Genomic DNA, 21,707 nt, shown 5'->3' on the forward strand with positions numbered 1-21,707 from the left:
ATCCCTTAATTGATTTTAATCTTTTTAGCAATAAGCATGAACATGGGCGGTAATAAGAGTAAGGTTAGAGCGCTTGAGGTGACTAAGCCTCCAAGCACCACGATCGCTAAAGGTTTTTGGACTTCTGATCCCACGCTATGAGAAAATAATAAAGGTATCAAACCCAAACCGGCAATGCAAGCGGTCATTAAAACCGGCCTCAAACGCCTTTTGGCACCCAATAAAACACATTCTTCTACGCTTTTTCCTTGCAATAAAAGCTCTTTAAAATAACCTATCATCACCACGCCGTTTAAAACCGCAATCCCAAAAAGAGCGATAAAGCCCACGCTCGCTGGCACGGAAATATACTCCCCTACCGCAAACAACGCAATAAGGCCTCCGGTAACCGCAAAAGGGATATTCAAAAGAATGAGTAAGGCTAAAGGAATGCTTTTAAAAGTGAAAAAAAGAATGAAAAAAATCGCTAAGATGCTTAAAGGGATAACGGTGGAAAGCCTTTTATTGGCCCGTTGCTGGTTTTCAAACTGCCCCCCATAAGTGATATAGTAGCTAGGAGGGAGTTTGATGTTTTGAGCGATCACTTTTTTAGCCTCTTCTACAAAAGAGTTCAAATCGCGCCCCACCACATTACTGCGAACCACGCTCATGCGCATTGAATTTTCACGCACAACAGAAACAGGGCCATCCACTTCTTCAATTTTAGCGATAGAAGTGATAGGCACTAAAACGCCATATTTTGAAGTCAAGGCTAAACTTTTGATTTTAGTGATAGAGCTTGCAAAATCGCTCTCTTGGCGAATCATCACCGGCGTGCGTGAAATCCCTGTAGGAATCACATCCACAACCAAACCCTCTAAAGCGGATTTTAAAAACTTGGAAAATTCATCGCTAGTGATCCCCACATTCGCCATCGCTTCTTTATTAGGGGTTACATACAAATAATTCACGCCCTCATTGAGCGTGGTTAAAACTTCACTGGATCCTTTAATCCCTTTTAGAACTTGCGCGATTTGAAAACTCAATTTATTCAATTCGCTAATATCATCTCCAAAAATCTTAACCGCTAAATCCCCCCTAACCCCTGTAAGCATTTCAGAAATCCTCATTTCAATGGGTTGGGTGAAAGAAAAGTTAATCCCCTTAAAGTCTTTTAAAGAATCGGTGATTTTTTCTAATAATTCATCTTTGGTTTTAACGCTCCATTCTTTTTTAGGGATGAAAGAAATAAAAGTATCGGTTTGATTCAAGCCCCCTAAATCCAGCCCCAATTCATCGCTCCCTGTGCGCGCGACAATGCTTTTGACTTCCTTGACATGCTTTTTAATCGCGCTTTCAATGTTTAACATGAGATCCCTAGATTGATCTAAAGAAATAGAAGGGGTGGTTTCTACGCTCAAAACCACATCGCCCTCATCTAAAGCGGGCATGAAATTCTTCCCCACAAAAGGGAATAAAGAAAGGCTTGCGATTAAAAAAACAAACGCTCCTAAAATCACTTTTTTAGGGTTATGCACAAAAAATTCCAATAAAGGGGCGTAGATTCTGTTTAAAAACCTCGTTAAAAAGGTTTCGCTATGGGGCGTGGCTTTTAAGACAAAAGAGCTCACTACAGGAATGATAGTGATGGATAAAACTAAAGTGCCTAAAAGCGCATACACAATGCTTTGCGCTAAAGGCCTAAACATCTTGCCCTCTAACCCCTGTAAGGTTAGAATCGGCACAAAAAACACAATAATAATCACCACCCCGCTCACCACCGAAACAGCGATTTCTTTGCATGAACGATAGATCGCATGGAGTTTGGTGGTTTTAGTGTTAGTGCTTAATGTTTCAAAAGCGTTTTCCACCACCACCACGGCTGAGTCAATGAGCATGCCTATAGCGATAATCAACCCCCCTAAACTCATCAAGTTTAAAGTCAAATCGCTAAGTTTGATAAAAATAAACGCCACGGACAAGCTTAATGGCAAGATCACCCCTACAGCCACGCTCGCTCTCAAATTCCCTAAAAATAAAAAGAGCGTGATGACGATTAAAACAACGGCTTCAATGAGCGTTTTAGAAACCGTGGCAATGGCTTTTTGCGTGAATTCTGAGCGATCATAAAAAACATTAATGGAAACGCCGTTCGGTAAAAAGGGTTTTAATTCCTCCAGTTTTTGATACACTTGAGTGATGATTTCTTTGGTGTTAGCGTCTTTTAAAGAAAGCACCAAGCCCTCTGTGGTCTCGCCCACGCCATCTTTAGTGACAAACCCTAAGCGGGTGCGAGATTGGCTGATGACTTTCGCAAAATCCTTAATGTGCAAATGCCCTAAATTAGTGGAAACGGTGATTTTGCCAATGTCTTCTAAACTCAAAGAAGCGGTTTGGATTTTGACTAAAAAGGTTTCGCCATCTCTATCCACGCGCCCCGCTCCGCTGTTTCTTAAATTCACTCTCACAGCCTCTTCTAAATCAGAAATGCTTATCCCAAGCCTTGCCATGTCGTTAAAATCCGGCACAATCACAAACGCTCTGCTAAAGCCTCCAATGGAATTGACATCCGCCACGCCGCTAATCATTCTTAATTGCGGGCGGATCACAAAGTCTAAAAGCTGTCGTTTTTCTATTTCGGTGATATTGCCATCAATGGTGAACATAAAGATGTCTGACAACGGCGTAACAATGGGCGCCATGCCCCCTTCAACCCCTATGGGTAAATCTTTCATCACGCTGCTCAAGCGTTCATTAACAATGTTTCTCGCTAAATAAATATCCACGCTGTCATCAAAATCTATCGTGATGTCTGAAATAGAATATTTTGAAATACTTCTTAAAGATTTTTGCCCTTTTAGCCCTAAAAGCTCCAATTCTAAAGGGCGCACGATGTTGTTTTCCATTTCTTCAGGGCTAGAGCCAGGAAGTTTTAAAATGATTTTAACTTGAGTGGGCGAAATATCCGGGAAAGCATCCACTGGAGTGTTGATAAAACTATAAGTCCCAAAAAACAAAACAAGAATCGCACAAACAATCACGATTATTCGCTGGCGTAAGGAAAATTCAATAATGGAAGCGAGCATTATTCTTCCCCTAAATTGTTGATCATGCCTTTTAACCCTATCAATGACCCCACTGCCACGCTGTCATTAGGGTGTAAATTTTTAGCGTTCACGATAAAAATCTTGCTGCGTTCTTCTAAAACTTGAACCACCACAGGCCTAAAACCTTTAGGCGTTCTCACAAACACCAGGTAATCCTTTCCGTTTCTAATCAAAGCGTTTGAAGGGATCAAAACCGAGCCTTTAGGCTGTGAGCCTTGAATATACATTTCTACCATTTCCCCCACATGGTAATTGCCCTCATCTAATAAAGCGGTGGCTAAAATCGTGTTAGAGCCTTTGTCTAACACCACCGAAACGCTTTGGATTTTTCCAATTTTTTCCCCCTCTTCATTATAGACCGGCGAATCTCTTTTAATGGATTTAGAAACGCCTATAGGCAATTTAATTTGAGCGATCAAATTATCGCTTTTTGAAATACGCACATAACTAGTGAAAGCTAAAATCTTCTCACCCACATTTTTAGGCGCTAACGCTAAAAGACCGCTATCTCTAGCCACAATCCTAAAACCATACTGCCCTTTAGGGTTTTTGGGATCCACGCCAAAGCTTTTAAACGCGCTCTCTAATTGTTCCACCTTTAAGCCCATTTCTTCACTGGTTAGAAAGCTAGTTTGATACTCCCTTTTAGGGATCACCCCAGCCCTATAAAGCTCTAAATCTTTTTTAGTAATATCTTTAGCGATTTTTAATTTATTTTGGTTGTTCTGCAATTCAAAATACAAATTGCTCAAATCAATAGAGCTCACTTCACAGATCGCATCTCCAGCTTTCACCTGCTCGCCCTCTCTTTTATAAACCGCGACCACAGACGCATCAAAGCTCAAGCTCTGCACCACAGAGCTTTTACTATCAAAATCAATATAAGCGTTAAAAGGAAGCCCTTTACTAAAAATTTCTTTATCTAATTTAATAACCTTTAACCCCATGGGTTGCAAGTTTTTTTCTTCTAAAACAATTTCTGGATACTCTTTGGCCTCTAAAGAAACACCCATTGAAAAAATACCCATTAACATAAGCCACAATAACGCCCGCTTCAATGCAATACTCCTAATCTGGTCAAGCTCTCCCCTAAAGTTTCTTCTAAAAGCGCGCTAATATCAATGTATTCAATCTTAGCTTCCGCTAGAGTGATGAGGGCGTCCATGTAAGAATTTTGATAAATCAAGTATTCAAAAAGCCCGATTTTTTGGGCTTCATAAGCGATGCGCCCCATTTCCATCAAACGCTTCTTATTGGCAATGGCTTCTTTTTGGGTTTCAATGTATGCTTCTTTGGTTTTGAGCTGGTTTAAGTAGGAGTTGGCGTTGATTCTAATGTTTCGTTTCATCACTTCATTTTGCGCGAGCGTCCCGCTTTGCAAATCCAAGAATTTACGCTTTTGATAGATATTTTTAGGCGTTACCGGTAAAGGGATATACACTTCCACGGAAAGATTGGTTGAAGAGTTATAACTTTCAGAGCCAATCCCAAATTCAAATCCATTAAACACATCTCTATTAGCCAATTTCGCATTCACCTGATAATCTTTAGCCGTCAAATCCAAAATATCCACATACAACGAGCGATCCAATTTAAACTTTAAAGCTTCAGGTTCTAATCGCACGTATTCAAAATCCAAACCGATCACCTTGACATCATGCAAATGGTCTAAATAAGTGTCAAAATGCGCCCCTTCTTTGACCGGCTCCACAATAGCGAGCATCGTGTCTAGCATTTTTTCTAAATCTATGAGTTTGGTTTCCACATTGGTTTTAGCGAGTTTGGATTCCAAATAAGAATTATTGAAGTTGATGTAATCCTTTTCGCTCATGCTGCCGGCTTTGACTTTTTCTTTAGCGATTTTGAGCTGCGAATAGAAGTTCGCTTCCCGTTGCACATACACCTGATACTTTTCTTTAGTCATCACATAAGTCAAATAAAGGCGTTTAGCGCCAATAAAAGCGAGATTTTTACTCAATTGATAACTTTTATCGTATTGAATGGTTTTAATAGAAAGGCTTTTGGATAAAAGCGAACTCACCCATGGGAGCTTGGGTCTTACCATTAAAAGGGTTCTGGGTTGCGCTTCTATAATGCCTTGGAAGTTTTTCACCATAGAAGTTTCATTCATAATGTAAGGGAAATCCCAAGCGTTCACGGAGCGTTGCTCATTCAAACGGCTTTTAAAATCGGCTTTTTTGCCGATCAACTCCATAGAGTTGGTTTCCACTTCTTTAAAAAATTCTTGTAGGGTAAAGGTTTTTGCATCAAGCGTGCCAACACCGCTTATTAAAAAAGTTACCCCCAAACAAAAACGCTGGACTTTGCACTTGAAGCCGCTAAATCGCAATTTCTTTAATATCCCCAATTTCTAAGAAACTTTGATACACGCCCCACAAGAAATTTTTACGATTTTTTTGGATTTCTATATCTTTATCCATCACCAGCACGCTTTTAAAATATTCTTCTAAAGGTGCATGCAAACCAAAATAAGCCTCTATTTTGCTATCCAAACTCTCAAAAGCGCTTGTTTTGATCGCATTGAACGCTTCAAAAAGGGCATGCTCTTGCGATTCTTTGAAAAGACTTATAGAAAACTCGCTTGATTCGTTAGGGTTTCTGTCTTTATTGATATTGGCTAGGCGTTTGAAAGCGCTAAAAAGCAACTCTTTTTTTTGAGCGTTCTTGGGATCGTCTAAAAAGCGTTTTAAGGCTTTGACTTTTTGAATGATTTTAACAATACCTCGCTCGTTGGTGTTTAACACGCTCCTTATGATAGAGGGGTTACAATCTATTAAATTATTAAAGCGCTCCAGTAAAAACTTCTCTAAAATCTCTAAATCAAAGCTTTGATAAACGCCCACTTTTTCAAAGAGGTTTTTTAAATCCGCTTTCAAATCAAATTCTAACCCATAATGTGCAACGATTTTCAATAGCCCAAAACTCAAGCGCCTTAAAGCAAAAGGATCTTTAGATCCGCTAGGGATTTTACCCACGCTAAAAAGAGAAAAAAGGCTGTCTAATTTCAAGCTCAAAGCCACGATCGCGCTAAAAACGCTAGAGGGCAAGGGAGCGTTTTCGCTTGCGGGCAAATACTGCTCTTTCACACTCAAAGCGACTAACTCGTTTTCGTTTTGTTTTAAAGCGTAGTAATAGCCCATGATCCCTTGAAGCTCGCTAAATTCATACACCACTTCACTGAGTAAATCCGCCTTAGCGATTCTAACGGCTCGGCCAACCAACTCAAGGGCTTTTTCTAAAGGCATGTTTAAAGATGAAGCGTATTTTTGCGTCAAATATTGAGCGATGATTGCTTCTCGCTCCATTTTATCCTTCAAAGTCCCTAAACCTTGCACAAAAACCACGCTCTCTAAAGGGGCGTTATCTAAAGGCTTTTTGAGATCGTTTTCATAAAAGAAAACCGCATCGCTCAAACGGGCTTTTAAAACCTTTTGATTGCCTGCAATGATTTTTTGCTTGTCTTTACTGATAGCGTTGCTCACCACAATAAAGCCGTTGTGTAATGTTGGGCTTTCTTGGATTTTTTGATTAAAGGCTGCAAAATAGCGTTGGTTTTCTTTCATGGAAGTGGTGATGATTTCACTGGGTAATTTTAAAAACGCCTTGTCAAACTCCCCTAAAAGCGCGCTGGGGTATTCCGTGATCGCTACCACCTCATCTAATAAATCCCTATCTATTTCTACGATGATGTGACGCTTTGTTTCTAGCTCTTTAATTTCTTGTAAGATTTTAGCTTCGCGCTTTTTAGGGTCTAAAATGACATGGTTTTTTTCTAAAACTTCAAAATAGGCTTTAGGGCTATCCACTTGGATAAAATCAAAACCCTCTTGTCGGTGCGCTTTCGTGGCTTGTTTGGTTTTAAAGCCATACTCTTTGACTTCAATATCGTTAAAATTTTCCCCATTAAACAACACGCAAATGTTATGAATGGGTCTGATAAAGCTTTTTTCCACGCTGCCCCAACGCATAGACTTCCCGAAATTCAAACCCTCTAAAAACTCTAACACAATGGGCATGATTAAGTCTTTTGTAGGCTCTTTCGCATGGATTTTAGCGTGATAAAGCACCTCTTTATTGTTTTTGAACGCTGTTTGGAAATGCTGGTGATCTTTTAACCCTAATTTTTGATAAAACCCTAAACCTAACGCATTCAACCCTTGCGTTTTATCTTGATGGTTGCATGCGATTTTAACGGGAGGCCCAAAAAATTCCTCTTTGGTTTCTTGGGTTAAAAGGGGAAAATCTTTAACCAACAAACACAAACGCCTAGGGGTGTAAAAAATCTCTATCTTTCCCACTTCTAAAGCGCGCTTATTAAAAAGAGCGTGGAGTTTTTTAGGCATTTCTTTATATTCATTCAATAACGCTTGAGCGGGCAATTCTTCAACCAAAATCTCTACTAACAATTCATCTGAATGCAAAATCTCAATTCTCCCTAAAAAACAAAATCACTTTTAAGACTAAATCATGTTAGAATTATACATGAATTTATTATTAGTTCAGTTTATTTCTCAACACAAAAGGTAGGCGTTTTGAAACATTTGACCCCACTCACTCACACCATCTTTAAAGCCTTATTGCTAGGCACAGCCTTGAGTGCATCTTTAAGCTTAGCCGCAACAGAAAGCCCCGCTAAAACAGAGCCTAAGTCCGCTAAAGGGGTTAAAAACAAACCCAAATCGCCCGTTACTAAAGTCATGATGACCAATTGCGATAGTATTAAAGATTTTAACGCTAAGCAAAAAGAAGTCTTAAAAGCCGCTTATCAATTCGGCTCTAAAGAAAATTTAGGCTATGAAATGGCGAGTATTGCATGGAAAGAGTCATGCGCAGGGGTTTATAAAATCAATTTTTCGGATCCGAGCGCGGGCGTGTATCATTCCTATATCCCAAGCGTTCTAAAAAGCTATGGGCATAATGATAGCCCCTTTTTGCGTAATGTGATGGGGGAATTGCTCATTAAAGACGATGCGTTTGCTTCTGAAGTGGCTTTAAAAGAGTTGCTCTATTGGAAAACACGCTACCATGACAATCTAAAAGACATGATTAAATCTTACAACAAGGGCAGTCGTTGGGAAAGGAGTGAAAAGTCTAACGCTGAAGCTGAAAAATATTACGAAGAGATACAAGACAGGATCAGGCGTTTGAAAGAATCTAAAATCTTTGATTCGCAGTCTAGTAATGACCAAGAATTGCAAAAAAGCGCTAATAGCAACTTGGATTTAGACCCTATCGGCAACGCCATGCCCCAAACCTTAATTGCCAAAGAAACTCAAACAGAAGAAACCCAAGCAGAAAAATCCCAAGAAATGAAAGAGGCAACTAGCGAGCAAACAACCAGTAAGCCAGAAAAAGCAAAAGATAAACCCATGCATTTGGCTCAAACCAACAGCGCTGATTTCACACCCGCTAAAAAAAGCCCTCAAAAACCGGCTAAAGTGAGTCCAAAACGCTCCCCCAAAAACAATAAAAATAATGTAAAAAGCAGCACCAAAACCGCTTCCAAAAAACAAGAAGTGTGCAAAAATTGCTCTCCAGGGCAAAAAAATGCGATTTTAGCTAACCGCATCACCCTCATGCAAGAGCTTTAAAAAGTCCTAAAAATGGCACAAAAAACTCTTTTGATTATCACTGATGGCATCGGGTATCGTAAAGATAGCGATCATAACGCATTCTTTCATGCTAAAAAACCCACTTATGACTTGATGTTTAAAACCTTGCCTTATAGCCTAATTGATACGCATGGCTTGAGCGTGGGTCTACCTAAGGGGCAAATGGGAAATTCTGAAGTGGGGCATATGTGTATTGGGGCTGGTAGGGTGCTGTATCAAGATTTAGTTAAAATTTCTTTAAGCCTTCAAAACGATGGCTTAAAAAACAACCCCGCTTTTTTAAACACGATCCACAAAAGCAAAGTGGTGCATCTTATGGGTTTAATGAGCGATGGAGGCGTGCATTCACACATTGAGCATTTTATCGCTTTGGCTTTAGAGTGTGAAAAATCCCATAAAAAAGTCTGTCTGCATTTAATCACCGATGGGCGCGATGTCGCTCCTAAAAGCGCTTTAACTTATTTAAAACAAATGCAAAATATCTGCAATGAAAGCATTCAAATCGCTACCATAAGCGGTCGTTTTTATGCCATGGATAGGGATAATCGCTTTGAAAGGATTGAGCTTGCGTATCATAGCTTAATGGGGCTTAATCACACGCCTTTAAGCCCTAGCGAGTATATCCAAAGCCAGTATGATAAAAATATCACCGATGAATTTATCATGCCCGCTTGTTTTAAAGATTATTGCGGCACGCAAGATGATGAAAGTTTTATTTTTATCAATTTCAGGAATGATAGGGCCAGAGAAATCGTGAGCGCTTTAGGCCAAAAGGAATTTAGCGGCTTTAAGCGCCAAACTTTTAAAAAACTCCATATCGCTACCATGACGCCTTATGATAACACTTTCCCCTACCCTGTTTTATTCCCCAAAGAAAGCGTTCAAAACACGCTCGCTGAAGTGGTCTCTCAACACAACCTGACCCAAAGCCATATCGCTGAAACTGAAAAATACGCGCATGTAACTTTTTTCATCAATGGCGGGGTGGAAGCGCCTTTTAAAAATGAAAACCGGGTGCTTATCCAAAGCCCAAAAGTAACCACTTATGACTTAAAGCCTGAAATGAGCGCTAAAGAAGTAACCCTTGCGGTGTTAGATCAAATGGAATTAGGCACGGATTTGATCATTGTGAATTTTGCTAATGGCGATATGGTGGGGCATACGGGGAATTTTGAAGCGAGCATCAAAGCGGTAGAAGCGGTGGATGCATGCTTAGGAGAAATCCTTTCATTGGCTAAAAAATTGGATTACGCCATGCTTTTAACCAGCGATCATGGGAATTGCGAACGCATGAAAGATGAAAATCAAAACCCCTTAACCAACCACACCGCCGGGAGCGTGTATTGCTTTGTTTTGGGGAATGGAGTTAGATCTATTAAAAACGGAGCGCTAAACAATATCGCTAGCAGCGTGTTAAAACTCATGGGCCTTAAAGCCCCAGCAACGATGGACGAACCCCTATTTTAAACTAAAGGAAGAGAATGCAAATTGATGACGCATTATTGCAACGCTTGGAAAAACTGAGCATGCTAGAGATTAAAGATGAGCATAAAGAGAGCGTTAAAGGCCATTTAGCCGAGGTTTTAGGCTTTGTGGAAAACATTTTCGCTTTAGAAACTAATGATCTAAAAACAGATACAAAGCTATGCACCCCCTTAAGAGAAGATGAGCCCAAAAGCCAACCCCACATTGCCGAAGAGATTTTAAGCCAAAACAAACACAGCCAGGATCATTACTTCGTTGTGCCCAAAATCATTGAATAGGTTTTATTGAATAGGTTTCATATCAAGTTAAAAACTTGATTTTTGAAATCAAACAGACAGAAAAAACGCTTTCAGCCTTTTTTTAACCCATCAAGAATTTCCACTAACCCCGCAATCGCCTTGTTGATTTCTTCATGCGTGATAATGTAAGGGGGCATGAGGTAAATGGTGTTGTTTAAAGGGCGCAATAACAGGCCTTTGGTTAGAGCTTTTTTAAAAACCGCCAAACTCAAACGCTCTTTGGTTTGAATGAAGACTTCAAATGCAAAAACCATGCCCAAATGCCTTAAATCAGACACCACTTGTTGCTCTATCAAGGGTTTTAATGCGTTTTGGAGCGCGTTAAAAATAAATTCGCTTAAAGCCTTGTTCTTTTCAATAACGTTTTCTTTTTCAAAAATATCCAGCGTAGCGTTCGCGCATGCGCATGCTAGGGCGTTTCCTGTGTAGCTGTGCGAATGCAAAAACGCTTTATTTTCTTCATAGGGAGCGTAAAATTGGTTATAGATTTCATTGCGGGTTAATAGCGCGCTTAAAGGCAAATACCCCCCACTAATCCCTTTAGACAAGCATAAAAAATCCGGCTCAATTTCGCATTGTTCAAAAGCGAACATGCTCCCTGTGCGCCCAAACCCGGTAGCGATTTCATCAAAAATAATGTGGATGTTTTTTTGCTTGCACAATAAAACGGCTTGTTTTAAATATTTTGCGCTATAAATATGCATATTCCCTGCGCATTGCAAAAGAGGCTCTGCAATGAAGGCGCAAATTTCTTCATGATGCTTGTCTAACAAACGCTTCAAAGCGTTCAAACTACTTTCTATTTCATTGTCGTTTTTAGGCACAGGCGTAGTGAGATTTTTGAGCAATAAAGGGGTGTAAGTGTCTTTATAAAGTTTCACATCGCCCGCGCTTAACGCTCCCAAAGTCTCGCCATGATAGGAATTAGAGAGCGATAAAAAAAGCTTTTTGCGGCTCGTTTGATTCTTTAAAAAATGGGCGTGATAGCTCATTTTCAAAGCGATTTCAATACAAGATGAGCCGTTATCCGCATAAAAGCATTTGTCCATATGAGTGAGCTGGCAAAGCCTTTGAGAGAGCGTGATGACGGGCTTATGGCTGAAAGAAGCCAAAAGGACATGTTCTAGATTATCAATTTGATTTTTAAGCTGCTGGCTGATATAGGCGTTATTATGCCCAAAAAGATTCACCCACCATGAGCTGATCAAATCCATGTAAGCGTTATCATTAAAATCATAGAGATAAATCCCTTGAGCCTTTTTAATGGGGATAATGGGGAAATTTTGATGCTCTTGCATTTGCGAGCAAGGGTGCCAAAGATACTCCAAATCCAAAGCGGCTAAATTTTCTTGAAAATTCATGTTAAAAACTCTCTATAATAAGGATAATTTTAATAACCTTTGGTTAAAATAAGGTTATTTGATTTTACTATAAGGTTGTTTAAACCTGAATTTCACATTTTTGATTTTTTAAAAGGGATTAGAGTTCTTATGATTGAATGGATGCAAAATCATAGAAAGTATTTAGTGGTTACAATATGGATAAGCACGATCGCTTTTATTGCCGCTGGGATGATAGGCTGGGGGCAATACAGCTTTTCTTTAGATAGCGATAGCGCTGCCAAAGTGGGACAGATTAAGATTTCTCAAGAAGAATTAGCCCAAGAATACCGCCGCCTTAAAGATGCATACGCTGAGTCTATCCCCAATTTTAAAGAACTCACTGAAGATCAAATCAAGGCCATGCATTTAGAAAAAAGCGCTTTAGATTCGCTCATCAATCAAGCCCTATTGAGAAATCTCGCTTTAGATTTAGGGCTTGGCGCTACAAAGCAAGAAGTGGCGAAAGAGATCCGAAAAACGAGCGTTTTTCAAAAAGATGGCGTTTTTGATGAAGAATTGTATAAAAATATCTTGAAGCAAAGCCATTACCGCCCCAAGCATTTTGAAGAAAGCGTTGAAAGGCTTTTAATCCTTCAAAAAATCAGCGCTCTATTCCCCAAAACCACTACTCCTTTGGAGCAATCCAGTTTATCGCTTTGGGCAAAATTGCAAGACAAATTAGACATTCTTATCCTAAACCCCAATGATGTTAAGATTTCTCTTAATGAAGAAGAGATGAAAAAATATTACGAGTCCCATAAAAAGGATTTCAAAAAGCCCACAAGCTTTAAAACACGCTCTTTATATTTTGACGCTAGTTTGGAAAAACCTAACTTGAAAGAGTTGGAGGAATACTACCATAAAAACAAGGTGTCCTATTTGGATAAAGAGGGGAAATTACAAGATTTTAAAAGCGTTCAAGAGCAAGTCAAGCATGATTTAAGCATGCAAAAAGCGAATGAAAAAGCTTTAAGGAGTTATATCGCTTTAAAAAAAGCGAACGCGCAAAACTACACCACGCAAGATTTTGAAGAAAACAACTCCCCCTATACTGCTGAAATCACGCAAAAACTCGCCGCTCTCAAGCCCCTTGAAATCCTAAAACCAGAGCCTTTTAAAGATGGTTTTATTGTGGTGCAGCTCATCTCTCAAGCCAAAGACGAATTGCAGAATTTTAATGAAGCTAAAAGCGCTCTTAAAACCCGCTTGACTCAAGAAAAAACCCTTACGGCGTTACAAACCTTAGCTAAAGAAAAGCTTAAGGATTTTAAAGGCAAAAGCGTGGGCTATGTGAGCCCTAATTTTGGAGGCACTATTAATGAGCTTAGCCAAGAAGAAAGCGCTAAGTTTATCAACGCCCTTTTTAACCGCCAGGAAAAAAAGGGGTTTATCGCTATTAATAATAAAATGGTGCTCTATCAAATCACAGAGCAAAATTTCAACCACTCATTTAGCGCAGAAGAAAGCCAGTATATGCAGCGTTTAGTCAATAACACTAAAACGGATTTTTTTGATAAAGCGTTGATAGAAGAATTGAAAAAACGCTATAAGATAGTCAAATACATTCAATAATGCAAGGGGAAATCATGGAACATAAAGAAATCGTTATAGGGGTTGATATAGGCTCTAGAAAGATTTGCGCGATAGTGGCTGAATTTAAAGAAGGGATTTTGCGCATCATTGGCACAGCCCATCAAGACTCCAAAGAAATCAATTCAAAAGCCATTAAAAGAGGGCGTATCAATAGCCTTGCTCACGCTTCTAACGCCATTAAAGAAGTGATTAATAGCGCTAAAAAAATGGCGGGTTTGAACGCTGATGAAGACAGGAATAACCCCATTTCCTCCTTTAGGGAATCGTATTACCCTAAAACTAAAGCGATTGTTTCTTTTTCGGGGGCTTATACTGAAAGCATTAGAGATGTTACCGGTGTAGCGAGCACCAAAGATAATGTGGTAACCATTGATGAAATCAATCGCGCTATCAATAACGCATGCGCTAAAGCAGGCTTGGATAACGACAAGCATATTTTGCATGCCCTCCCCTATCGCTTCACTTTAGACAAACAAGAAGTGAATGACCCTTTAGGGATGAGCGGGACTCGCTTGGAAGTCTTTATCCACATTGTCTATACAGAAAAAAACAACATTGAAAATTTAGAAAAAATCATGATCCAATCTGGGGTGGAGATTGAAAACATCGTGATCAATTCTTATGCCGCCTCCATTGCTACCTTGTCTAATGATGAAAGGGAATTGGGCGTGGCTTGCGTGGATATAGGCGGAGAGACATGCAACCTTACGATTTATAGCGGCAATTCCATACGCTATAACAAATACTTACCCATAGGCTCTCACCATTTAAGCACGGATTTGTCGTCCATGCTCAACACCCCATTCCCTTACGCTGAAGAAGTTAAGATCAAATATGGGGATCTTTCTTTTGAAAGCGGCGAAGAAACGCCCTCTCAAAGTGTCCAAATCCCTACCACCGGATCGGATGGCAATGAAAGCCATGTAGTGCCTCTTAGCAAAATCCAAAATATCATGAGAGACAGGGCTTTGGAAACTTTTCAAATCATCCACAGGAGCATTCAAGATAGCGGTTTAGAAGAGCATTTGGGTGGGGGCGTTGTTTTAACCGGCGGGATGGCTTTAATGAAAGGGATTAAAGAGCTGGCTAAAGCCCATTTCACTAATTACCCCGTGCGTTTGGCCGCCCCTATGGAAAAATACAATATCATGGGCATGTTTGAAGACTTGAAAGACCCTCGCTTTTCAGTCGTGGTCGGCTTGATTTTATACAAAGCAGGGGGGCATACCAACTATGAAAGAGACTCTAAAGGGATTATCCGCTACCATGAAATTGATGATTACACAAGAACAGCCCACCAATCAAGCCCTACCCCCCATATCCATTCATCGCCTACAGAAAGGAATTTGAGCGATTTAAAAGCCCCTAGCGCTCCTTCAAACACCGCTAAAAACGATGATTTTTTACCCGTAAAACCCACCGAGCAAAAAGGTTTTTTTAAAAGTTTTCTTGATAAGATTTCTAAAATCTTTTAAGATACAACAATTTCTTTATGCGATAAAGACGCCTTAATAAATAGTTATCAAAAGCTAGAAAACATGGTATAATCCTTTAACTATTTATCAAAGTTTAAGATTTGCAAAAATCGTATGTCAAGGGGAATGTGGCTATGGTTCATCAATCAGAGCAATCAGAGATGGAAAATTATAATATTGGTCAAGCAAGCATTGAAGAAGTAAGCGATCCAGCTTATAAAGGGGCTAAGATTGTCGTCATCGGTGTTGGAGGTGGGGGGTCTAACATGATTAAACACCTGGTTGAATACGGCGTGCATCAAGATGTTACCCCCATTGCTGTTAATACTGATGGCCAACACCTCAAAAACAATCCTGCTCCGGTTAAAATCCTTTTAGGCAAAGAATCTACTGGAGGTTTAGGCGCTGGGGGGATTCCTGATATTGGTAGAAAAGCCGCTGAAGAAAGCGCTAATGAAGTGAGAGAAGCGATTAAAGACGCTAAATTAGTCATTATCTCTACAGGACTTGGAGGAGGGACTGGGACTGGAGCCACCCCTACTATCGTTAAAATCGCAAAAGAAGTGGGAGCGCTCACGATTGCTGTCGTTACCAAGCCTTTCAAATACGAAGGGAATCAAAAAAGAAAGAGGGCTGAAGAGGGATTGAAAGAATTGGAGCAATCCAGCGATTCTATTTTGGTTATCCCTAATGACAAAATCCTTCTCACCATGAAGAAAAACGCTAGCATCACGGAATGTTATAGGGAAGTTGATGATGTTTTGGTTAGGGCTGTGAGCGGTATTTCTACCATCATCACTAAACCCGGTAATATCAATGTTGATTTTGCCGATTTAAAGAGCGCTCTTGGTTTTAAAGGCTTTGCGTTAATGGGTATTGGTGAAGCCACTGGCGAAGATTCTGCTAAAGCAGCGGTGGAAAATGCAATCCAATCGCCTCTTCTTGATGACGCTTCTATTGAAGGGGCTAAGAGCATTATTGTCTTTTTTGAGCACCACCCTGATTATCCTATGATGGCTTATTCCAACGCATGCGATTTTATTCAAGATCAAGCCCATCAAGATGTTGATGTTAAGTTTGGCCAACACACGAGCGAGAATATCCCCATTGATCATGTGCGCGTTACTATCATTGCAACCGGTGCTGAAAGAAACAGCGTTGGAGCGAGTTTGGAATCGATCGCCACGCCCTCTCAGCCTGTGATGAAACAAACAAGAAAAGTGGGTAATGGTGAGATCCCTACTGAAGAAGAGCTATCCATACCCACAACCATGAGAATCCAGCAAGATTAATTGTAAATCTCGCTTTTCTCCCCTATTTTTATAGGGCTGATAATAAAGCGGTTTGTTTGGGCTTTTTCTCATTCGTTTTTTAGAATAAAATTAAAAAGCTTTGATTTTAATGAGTGTGCTGACTTCTAGAGCGTTTGGGGGATTTTAAAGCGCTTAAAAAGGGGAAATTATCCCAAAAACACCCACTAGTTAATGAAGCGCTAGAAACTCATTTGGCAAAAACCAAGGGCTTTGTTTTTCATGCTTGCCACCCGTGAATTCATAAACTCCGTTATAGGTTTGAGAAGTCAATACATTTTTAATTTGATTGAGTTTTACATTCTTTAGGGCTGATTTAGGGACTTCAATGATTAGCTGGTTAATGCTTCATCGCTCAAAGGGTTATCAATGTCAAAGATCAATGTCAAAGATGAAATCATAGTGCTTATTTAAGCCGTTGCATGCAGTGTCTTTAACCAACGCATAAACTAGGCCCATGTTCTCTACCTGCCTTATCGCTAATGAGATGTCGTGAGATAATGCCGCTAACATTGATGAGCTGACTTAAAAGGTCTTGTTCGTTAATGAAGCAATGCCCAGCGTTAGTGTCAAATTGATTGGCTTTAATTGTTGGCTTCTTTTAATCCAAACTCTTTAAATGGCTTCATCGTTATATGTCCTACAACCAGAGATAACCGCTACTAGGTGCTTTAGCATTCGCTCGTTGGGTTACTCCTTTAAAATTCAAGTATTACTACAATGCGCCTCACACCAATCACTTAGAAGAGTCCTGATTTTTAATAGCAATATCTAGCTTGTTGAAAGGGATTTCAATGTGGTTAGCGTCTAGGGCGTTTTTGATGCGTTCAATGAGTTCGCTACGCACATTAAAGATCCCATCTTCAATTTTTGCCCAAACTCTAATGGTGAAATTCAATGAGCTGGATCCAAAATCCGTGATTCCAATAAAAGTGGGCATGTTTTTATCAATTTTTTCCATTGTATCAATAACATCTTTTATCGTCTTATGCACTAGTTCAATATCGCTCCCATACCCTACCCCACAAACCCATTCAATGCGCCGACATGCAGTGTTATTGCTATTGATAATATTAGAATTAGCGACACTTTTATTGGGCAAAACCGCCAAGCGCCCGTCATGCAAGCGTAAAGAGGTATTAAAAAAATTAAGCGCTTCTACTTTGCCCTCTAGGCCAGAGATTTCAATGATGTCTCCTTTTTTGAAAGGGTGTAAAATGATAAGGATTATCCCTCCAGCAATGCTTGAAAGATAATCTTTTAAAGCCAACGCCACAGCAATCCCCACTGTTCCTAAAACAGTGATAATAGAGGTGGTTTGCACGCCTAGCGTGCTGAGCGTAATGATTGTGGTGATGATAAGGGTTAAGATAAAAGTAACCTGCGCGACAAAATTCGCTAAAATCTCATCCTTTTTGGATAAAAGTTTCAAGGTTTTTTTTTGTAAGAAAAACGAAAAATAAAAACCTATACAAAAGACAATGACAGCCTTGATCAAGATTATCCCAAAATGCTTTGCTTGCGGGAAAAAATCCACTAACAGCGTTTTAATTTCATCCATAAATTTTTCCTTTTAAAATAAATTGATTAACTTTCCCATAAAGTTCCAATCTTTTCTGCGAATATTTAATAGTGAAGCTTTGAAACGCGCTATTGGATAGAATTTTGTCTTTTGAAATGGTTCCATTAAAAATGCACAGACAGGATTGATTAGAATCGTTGCGATCGGCAAGAATCCCTTTTAATGGTGGCATGAAGATCCTTTTTTAGAATAATTTTACAATAATTTTTGCCAAAAGTTTTTTGAGCGCTTCCTTGTTATAATAAAAACAACTCGTTTTCTTAAAACCCTAAAAACTTTGAATGAAGAATAAAACTCTATAAAAACCCAACCATCTAAACCAAACATTAAATATTAAAAATAAGATTAAAAAAAGATAAAAAAGCAAGATTAAAAAACATTTCCCTATCCCTGCACCGACCTACATTCCCACTCTTGAAAAGAGCAGTATTATCAGCGATGAAGAGCTTGACTTCCAGGTTCGGAATGGTTAACTGGGTAGTTCCTCTTCTCTAAAGGCACAAGGAAAAGGGAGCTAAAGATAAAACGCATTTACCCTTAACTCCCCTTTCTCTTTATAGGGAGCTTGTTTTTAGAAGATCGTTAATAGCCCTTAATTAAAACGAGTCAGATTTTATCCTAATTTCTCATTAAAGTTTATTATATAAAAGTCTTTATAAAACGCCAACTCTCTTACACTCAGTAAGGCAGTGGTAACTTATCCGCGCTTATTGCCGTTATACTTATACAAAAAGCAAAAAACAAGCCAAACGCTCTATTAGTAGTAGTCAGCTAAACGCATTACTGCGCTTACACATCTACCCTATCAAGCACATAGTCTTTGTGCGAGCTTCAGGGAAAGTTTATCTTGGAGTTGGCTTCCTGCTTAGATGCTTTCAGCAGTTATCACATCCGTGTGTAGCTACCCAGCGGTGCTCTTGGCAGAACAACTGGTGCACCAGTGACACGTCCATCCCGGTCCTCTCGTACTAGGGACAGCTCTCCTCAACTTTCCTACGCCCACGGCAGATAGGGACCGAACTGTCTCACGACGTTCTGAACCCAGCTCGCGTACCGCTTTAAATGGCGAACAGCCATACCCTTGGGACCTGCTCCAGCCCCAGGATGCGATGAGCCGACATCGAGGTGCCAAACCTCCCCGTCGATGTGAGCTCTTGGGGGAGATCAGCCTGTTATCCCCGGGGTACCTTTTATCCTTTGAGCGATGGCCCTTCCACACAGAACCACCGGATCACTATGACCGACTTTCGTCTCTGCTTGACTTGTATGTCTTACAGTCAGGCTGGCTTGTGCCATTACACTCAACTTGCGATTTCCAACCGCAATGAGCCAACCTTTGCAAGCCTCCGTTACTTTTTAGGAGGCGACCGCCCCAGTCAAACTACCCACCAAGCATTGTCCTGCCTGTGGATAACACAGACCAGTTAGCTAACAGAAACATCAAGGGTGGTATCTCAAGGATGGCTCCATAAGAGCCAAAGCCCTTACTTCAAAGCCTCCCACCTATCCTGCGCATGATATTCCCGTTAGCAGTACTAAGTTGTAGTAAAGGTCCACGGGGTCTTTCCGTCTTGCCGCGGGTAGGAGGAATTTTCACCTCCACTACAATTTCACTGAATCTCTGGTTGAGACAGCTCCCATCTCGTTACGCCATTCATGCAGGTCGGTATTTAACCGACAAGGAATTTCGCTACCTTAGGACCGTTATAGTTACGGCCGCCGTTTACTCGGGCTTCAATTCAACGCTTCATCTTGCGACTGACGCATCCTCTTAACCTTCGAGCACCGGGCAGGCGTCACACCTTATACTTCCTCTTACGAGTTGGCAAAGTGCTGTGTTTTTGGTAAACAGTCGGGAGGGACTCTTTGCTGAGACCGCATTGCTGCGGCACACCTTATCGCGAACTTACGGTGCTAGTTTGCAGAGTTCCTTAACCAGAGTTCTTTCACGCGCCTTAGAATACTCATCTCATCTACCTGTGTCGGTTTGCGGTACGGACGACTATGGATATGCTTAGAGGCTTTTCTTGGCACGACGGTATCAGCGATTCTCCCTTTGTCCTGAAAGGACTCAAAGAGCCTGTTTGGGTTTCAAATACAGAGGTGGATTTGCCTTCCCTCCAATCTACGCCCTTAGACTAGCTATTCCATCAGCTAGCTCGCTTAACCCTATGCGTCCCCCCATCACGCTCCACAGTCGGTATTGGAATATTAACCAATTTGCCATCACCTACCCCTTTCGGACTCGGCTTAGGACCCGACTAACCCTACGATGACGACCATCGCGTAGGAAACCTTAGATTTACGGCGGATACAATTCTCATATATCTTATCGTTACTCATTCCTGCATGCTCACTTCATACCGCTCCAGCACTCCTTACCGGTATACCTTCAACGCTGGTATGAACGCTCTTCTACCACTGTGTTTAACACAATCTACAAATTCGGTGTCTATCTTAGCCCCGTTATATTTTCAGCGCATGACCACTAGACCAGTGAGCTGTTACGCTTTCTTTAAAGGATGGCTGCTTCTAAGCCAACCTCCTGGTTGTTTGAGTAGCCACACATCTTTTTCCACTCAGAATAGAACTTAGGGACCTTATTTGGTAGTCTGGGTTGTTCCCCTTTTGACGATTGATTTTATCACCCACCGCCTGACTCCCAAGATACGATAAAAGGTATTCGAAGTTTGATAGGGTTTGGTACCGCGGCGAGCAGCCCTAGCCCAATCAGAGCTCTACCCCCTTTTATTATCACTTGAGGCTATACCTAAATATATTTCGAAGAGAACCAGCTATCACTAAGTTTGTTTGGCCTTTCACCCCTATCCACAGCTCATCCCAACCCGTTTCAATGGGTACGAGTTCAGTCCTCCACGCGCTATTACACGCGTTTCAACTTGGCCATGGATAGATCACTTAGCTTCGGGTCTGCAGCATCTGACTCAATCGCCCTATTAAGACTCGCTTTCGCTACGGCTTCGCATTCGCTTAACCTTGCCAGATACCACAACTCGCAGGATCATTATGCAAAAGGCAGTCCATCACCCTGATAAATCATAGGGCTCTGAATGATTGTAAGCAGATGGTTTCAGGTTCTATTTCACTCCGCTCACTGCGGTTCTTTTCACCTTTCCCTCACGGTACTTGTTCGCTATCGCTCAAAGAGTAGTATTTAGGGTTGGAGAGTGGTCTCCCCGGCTTCAACCTGGATTTCTCGTGTCCTGGCCTACTCTGGATCCTGCTACCTAAGAACGCCTTGTCGCATACAAGGCTATCACTTTCTATGGCTTACCTTTCCAGGTAACTCTGCTAAAGCGTTCTCTTGGATGTTGCAGTCCTCAACCCCGAATGCAAGCACTCGGTTTGCCCTTTTCCCCGTTCGCTCGCCACTACTTAGGGAATCTCGTTGATTTCTTTTCCTCTAGTTACTGAGATGTTTCACTTCACTAGGTTCGCTCTCTAAATTAGAGTAACTAATATCTCTATTAGTTGGGTTGCCCCATTCGGACATCTACGCATCAAAGCTCCTTGACAGCTCCGCATAGCTTATCGCAGTCTAGTACGTCCTTCATCGCCTCTCTTTGGCAAGGCATCCGCCATCTGCTCTTAAAAGCTTGTTTTAAATTTTAAAATATCCTTTAAAACCCGCCCTTTTATAATGAATAACGACAATTGCACGAATATTCTATTAGCGCTACCACTGCCTTAATGAATATAAGACAGAGTTATTGTAGTTTTACTTTACTTTTACATAGGCTATTAACAATGTTAAATCAAATAACTTCGTTTCTCTTTAAAAACTTGCTATAATCGCTCTTAATGTTAAACCCTTTAAAGAAGACTAAAAATGCTTGATCCC

General features: G+C 40.6%; 13 protein-coding genes and 2 rRNA genes. 6 read left to right on the forward strand and 9 right to left on the reverse strand.

Annotated elements, in window-relative coordinates:
• Nucleotides 1–5 precede the first annotated feature (5 nt).
• From HPSH112_RS04935 to glyS, 4 genes are read right to left on the reverse strand one after another with little or no spacing between them, the layout of a single operon-like run.
• Nucleotides 6–3,065: an efflux RND transporter permease subunit gene (locus HPSH112_RS04935; RefSeq protein ID WP_000881215.1), complete on the reverse strand. Its 3,060-nt coding sequence runs from the start codon at nucleotides 3,063–3,065 to the stop codon at nucleotides 6–8.
• Complete coding sequence (locus HPSH112_RS04940) at nucleotides 3,065–4,144, reverse strand: efflux RND transporter periplasmic adaptor subunit (protein ID WP_000816801.1); 1,080 nt, start codon at nucleotides 4,142–4,144, stop codon at nucleotides 3,065–3,067. Before HPSH112_RS04940 ends, HPSH112_RS04935 begins: the two co-directional genes overlap by 1 nt.
• Nucleotides 4,141–5,436 (reverse strand): TolC family protein, encoded by a 1,296-nt coding sequence (locus tag HPSH112_RS04945; protein WP_014662264.1) that lies wholly within the window; start codon nucleotides 5,434–5,436, stop codon nucleotides 4,141–4,143. Before HPSH112_RS04945 ends, HPSH112_RS04940 begins: the two co-directional genes overlap by 4 nt.
• Nucleotides 5,426–7,528 (reverse strand): glycine--tRNA ligase subunit beta, encoded by a 2,103-nt coding sequence (gene glyS, locus HPSH112_RS04950; protein ID WP_000555182.1) that lies wholly within the window; start codon nucleotides 7,526–7,528, stop codon nucleotides 5,426–5,428. The genes HPSH112_RS04945 and glyS overlap by 11 nt, the downstream gene beginning before the upstream one ends.
• A 111-nt stretch (nucleotides 7,529–7,639) precedes the next feature.
• Between glyS and HPSH112_RS04955 the strand changes: the two genes are divergently transcribed.
• The 3 genes from HPSH112_RS04955 to gatC are packed head-to-tail and all read left to right on the forward strand — an operon-like array spanning nucleotide 7,640 to nucleotide 10,482.
• Nucleotides 7,640–8,698, forward strand: a complete 1,059-nt coding sequence (locus HPSH112_RS04955) for a hypothetical protein (protein ID WP_000681997.1) — start codon at nucleotides 7,640–7,642, stop codon at nucleotides 8,696–8,698.
• Nucleotides 8,699–8,710: 12 nt separating this feature from the next.
• Nucleotides 8,711–10,186, forward strand: coding sequence for a 2,3-bisphosphoglycerate-independent phosphoglycerate mutase (gene gpmI, locus HPSH112_RS04960; RefSeq protein WP_000057745.1), 1,476 nt, complete (start codon nucleotides 8,711–8,713; stop codon nucleotides 10,184–10,186).
• Nucleotides 10,187–10,200: 14 nt separating this feature from the next.
• Nucleotides 10,201–10,482, forward strand: coding sequence for an Asp-tRNA(Asn)/Glu-tRNA(Gln) amidotransferase subunit GatC (gatC, locus tag HPSH112_RS04965; RefSeq protein ID WP_001165197.1), 282 nt, complete (start codon nucleotides 10,201–10,203; stop codon nucleotides 10,480–10,482).
• A gap of 71 nt (nucleotides 10,483–10,553) precedes the next feature.
• Here gatC and HPSH112_RS04970 read toward each other — a convergent pair whose 3' ends face one another.
• A complete protein-coding gene (locus HPSH112_RS04970) occupies nucleotides 10,554–11,864 on the reverse strand; it encodes an adenosylmethionine--8-amino-7-oxononanoate transaminase (RefSeq protein ID WP_001010864.1) in 1,311 nt (436 codons plus the stop codon).
• Nucleotides 11,865–11,993: 129 nt separating this feature from the next.
• Here HPSH112_RS04970 and HPSH112_RS04975 point away from each other — a divergent pair, with 129 nt between their 5' ends.
• The 3 genes from HPSH112_RS04975 to ftsZ all read left to right on the forward strand — a co-directional run bounded on the left by HPSH112_RS04975 (nucleotide 11,994) and on the right by ftsZ (nucleotide 16,245).
• Nucleotides 11,994–13,457 carry a peptidylprolyl isomerase gene (locus HPSH112_RS04975; RefSeq protein ID WP_014534272.1) on the forward strand — a complete coding sequence of 488 codons (1,464 nt, stop codon included), beginning with the start codon at nucleotides 11,994–11,996 and terminating at the stop codon, nucleotides 13,455–13,457.
• Nucleotides 13,457–14,953, forward strand: coding sequence for a cell division protein FtsA (gene ftsA / locus HPSH112_RS04980; RefSeq protein WP_164471920.1), 1,497 nt, complete (start codon nucleotides 13,457–13,459; stop codon nucleotides 14,951–14,953). The genes HPSH112_RS04975 and ftsA overlap by 1 nt, the downstream gene beginning before the upstream one ends.
• Nucleotides 14,954–15,087: 134 nt before the next feature.
• Nucleotides 15,088–16,245, forward strand: a complete 1,158-nt coding sequence (gene ftsZ / locus HPSH112_RS04985) for a cell division protein FtsZ (protein WP_000233682.1) — start codon at nucleotides 15,088–15,090, stop codon at nucleotides 16,243–16,245.
• A 754-nt stretch (nucleotides 16,246–16,999) separates the two neighbouring features.
• Here the strand turns inward: ftsZ and mscS are convergent.
• From mscS to HPSH112_RS05005, 4 genes are all read right to left on the reverse strand, one after another.
• Nucleotides 17,000–17,824, reverse strand: a complete 825-nt coding sequence (gene mscS / locus HPSH112_RS04990) for a small-conductance mechanosensitive channel MscS (protein WP_000343447.1) — start codon at nucleotides 17,822–17,824, stop codon at nucleotides 17,000–17,002.
• Nucleotides 17,817–18,017, reverse strand: a complete 201-nt coding sequence (locus HPSH112_RS08960; protein WP_001134838.1) for a hypothetical protein — start codon at nucleotides 18,015–18,017, stop codon at nucleotides 17,817–17,819. The genes mscS and HPSH112_RS08960 overlap by 8 nt, the downstream gene beginning before the upstream one ends.
• Nucleotides 18,018–18,232: 215 nt before the next feature.
• Nucleotides 18,233–18,350 (reverse strand): 5S ribosomal RNA (gene rrf, locus HPSH112_RS05000).
• Nucleotides 18,351–18,581: 231 nt separating this feature from the next.
• Nucleotides 18,582–21,468: ribosomal RNA gene (locus tag HPSH112_RS05005) — 23S ribosomal RNA — on the reverse strand.
• Between the last annotated feature and the right edge of the window lie 239 nt (nucleotides 21,469–21,707).

The sequence above is a fragment of the Helicobacter pylori Shi112 genome, from assembly GCF_000277405.1.
GTDB classification, from domain to species: Bacteria; Campylobacterota; Campylobacteria; order Campylobacterales; family Helicobacteraceae; genus Helicobacter; species Helicobacter pylori_C.

What these genes read in the sequence shown, in the direction of transcription:
- gpmI (WP_000057745.1), top strand. Translation starts at nt 8,711, where the DNA reads ATGGCACAAAAAACTCTTTTGATTATCACTGATGGCATCGGGTATCGT.
- mscS (WP_000343447.1), bottom strand. Translation starts at nt 17,824, where the DNA reads ATGGATGAAATTAAAACGCTGTTAGTGGATTTTTTCCCGCAAGCAAAG.
- ftsZ (WP_000233682.1), top strand. Translation starts at nt 15,088, where the DNA reads ATGGTTCATCAATCAGAGCAATCAGAGATGGAAAATTATAATATTGGT.
- HPSH112_RS08960 (WP_001134838.1), bottom strand. Translation starts at nt 18,017, where the DNA reads ATGCCACCATTAAAAGGGATTCTTGCCGATCGCAACGATTCTAATCAA.
- gatC (WP_001165197.1), top strand. Translation starts at nt 10,201, where the DNA reads ATGCAAATTGATGACGCATTATTGCAACGCTTGGAAAAACTGAGCATG.
- HPSH112_RS04935 (WP_000881215.1), bottom strand. Translation starts at nt 3,065, where the DNA reads ATGCTCGCTTCCATTATTGAATTTTCCTTACGCCAGCGAATAATCGTG.
- ftsA (WP_164471920.1), top strand. Translation starts at nt 13,457, where the DNA reads ATGCAAGGGGAAATCATGGAACATAAAGAAATCGTTATAGGGGTTGAT.
- HPSH112_RS04975 (WP_014534272.1), top strand. Translation starts at nt 11,994, where the DNA reads ATGATTGAATGGATGCAAAATCATAGAAAGTATTTAGTGGTTACAATA.
- HPSH112_RS04970 (WP_001010864.1), bottom strand. Translation starts at nt 11,864, where the DNA reads ATGAATTTTCAAGAAAATTTAGCCGCTTTGGATTTGGAGTATCTTTGG.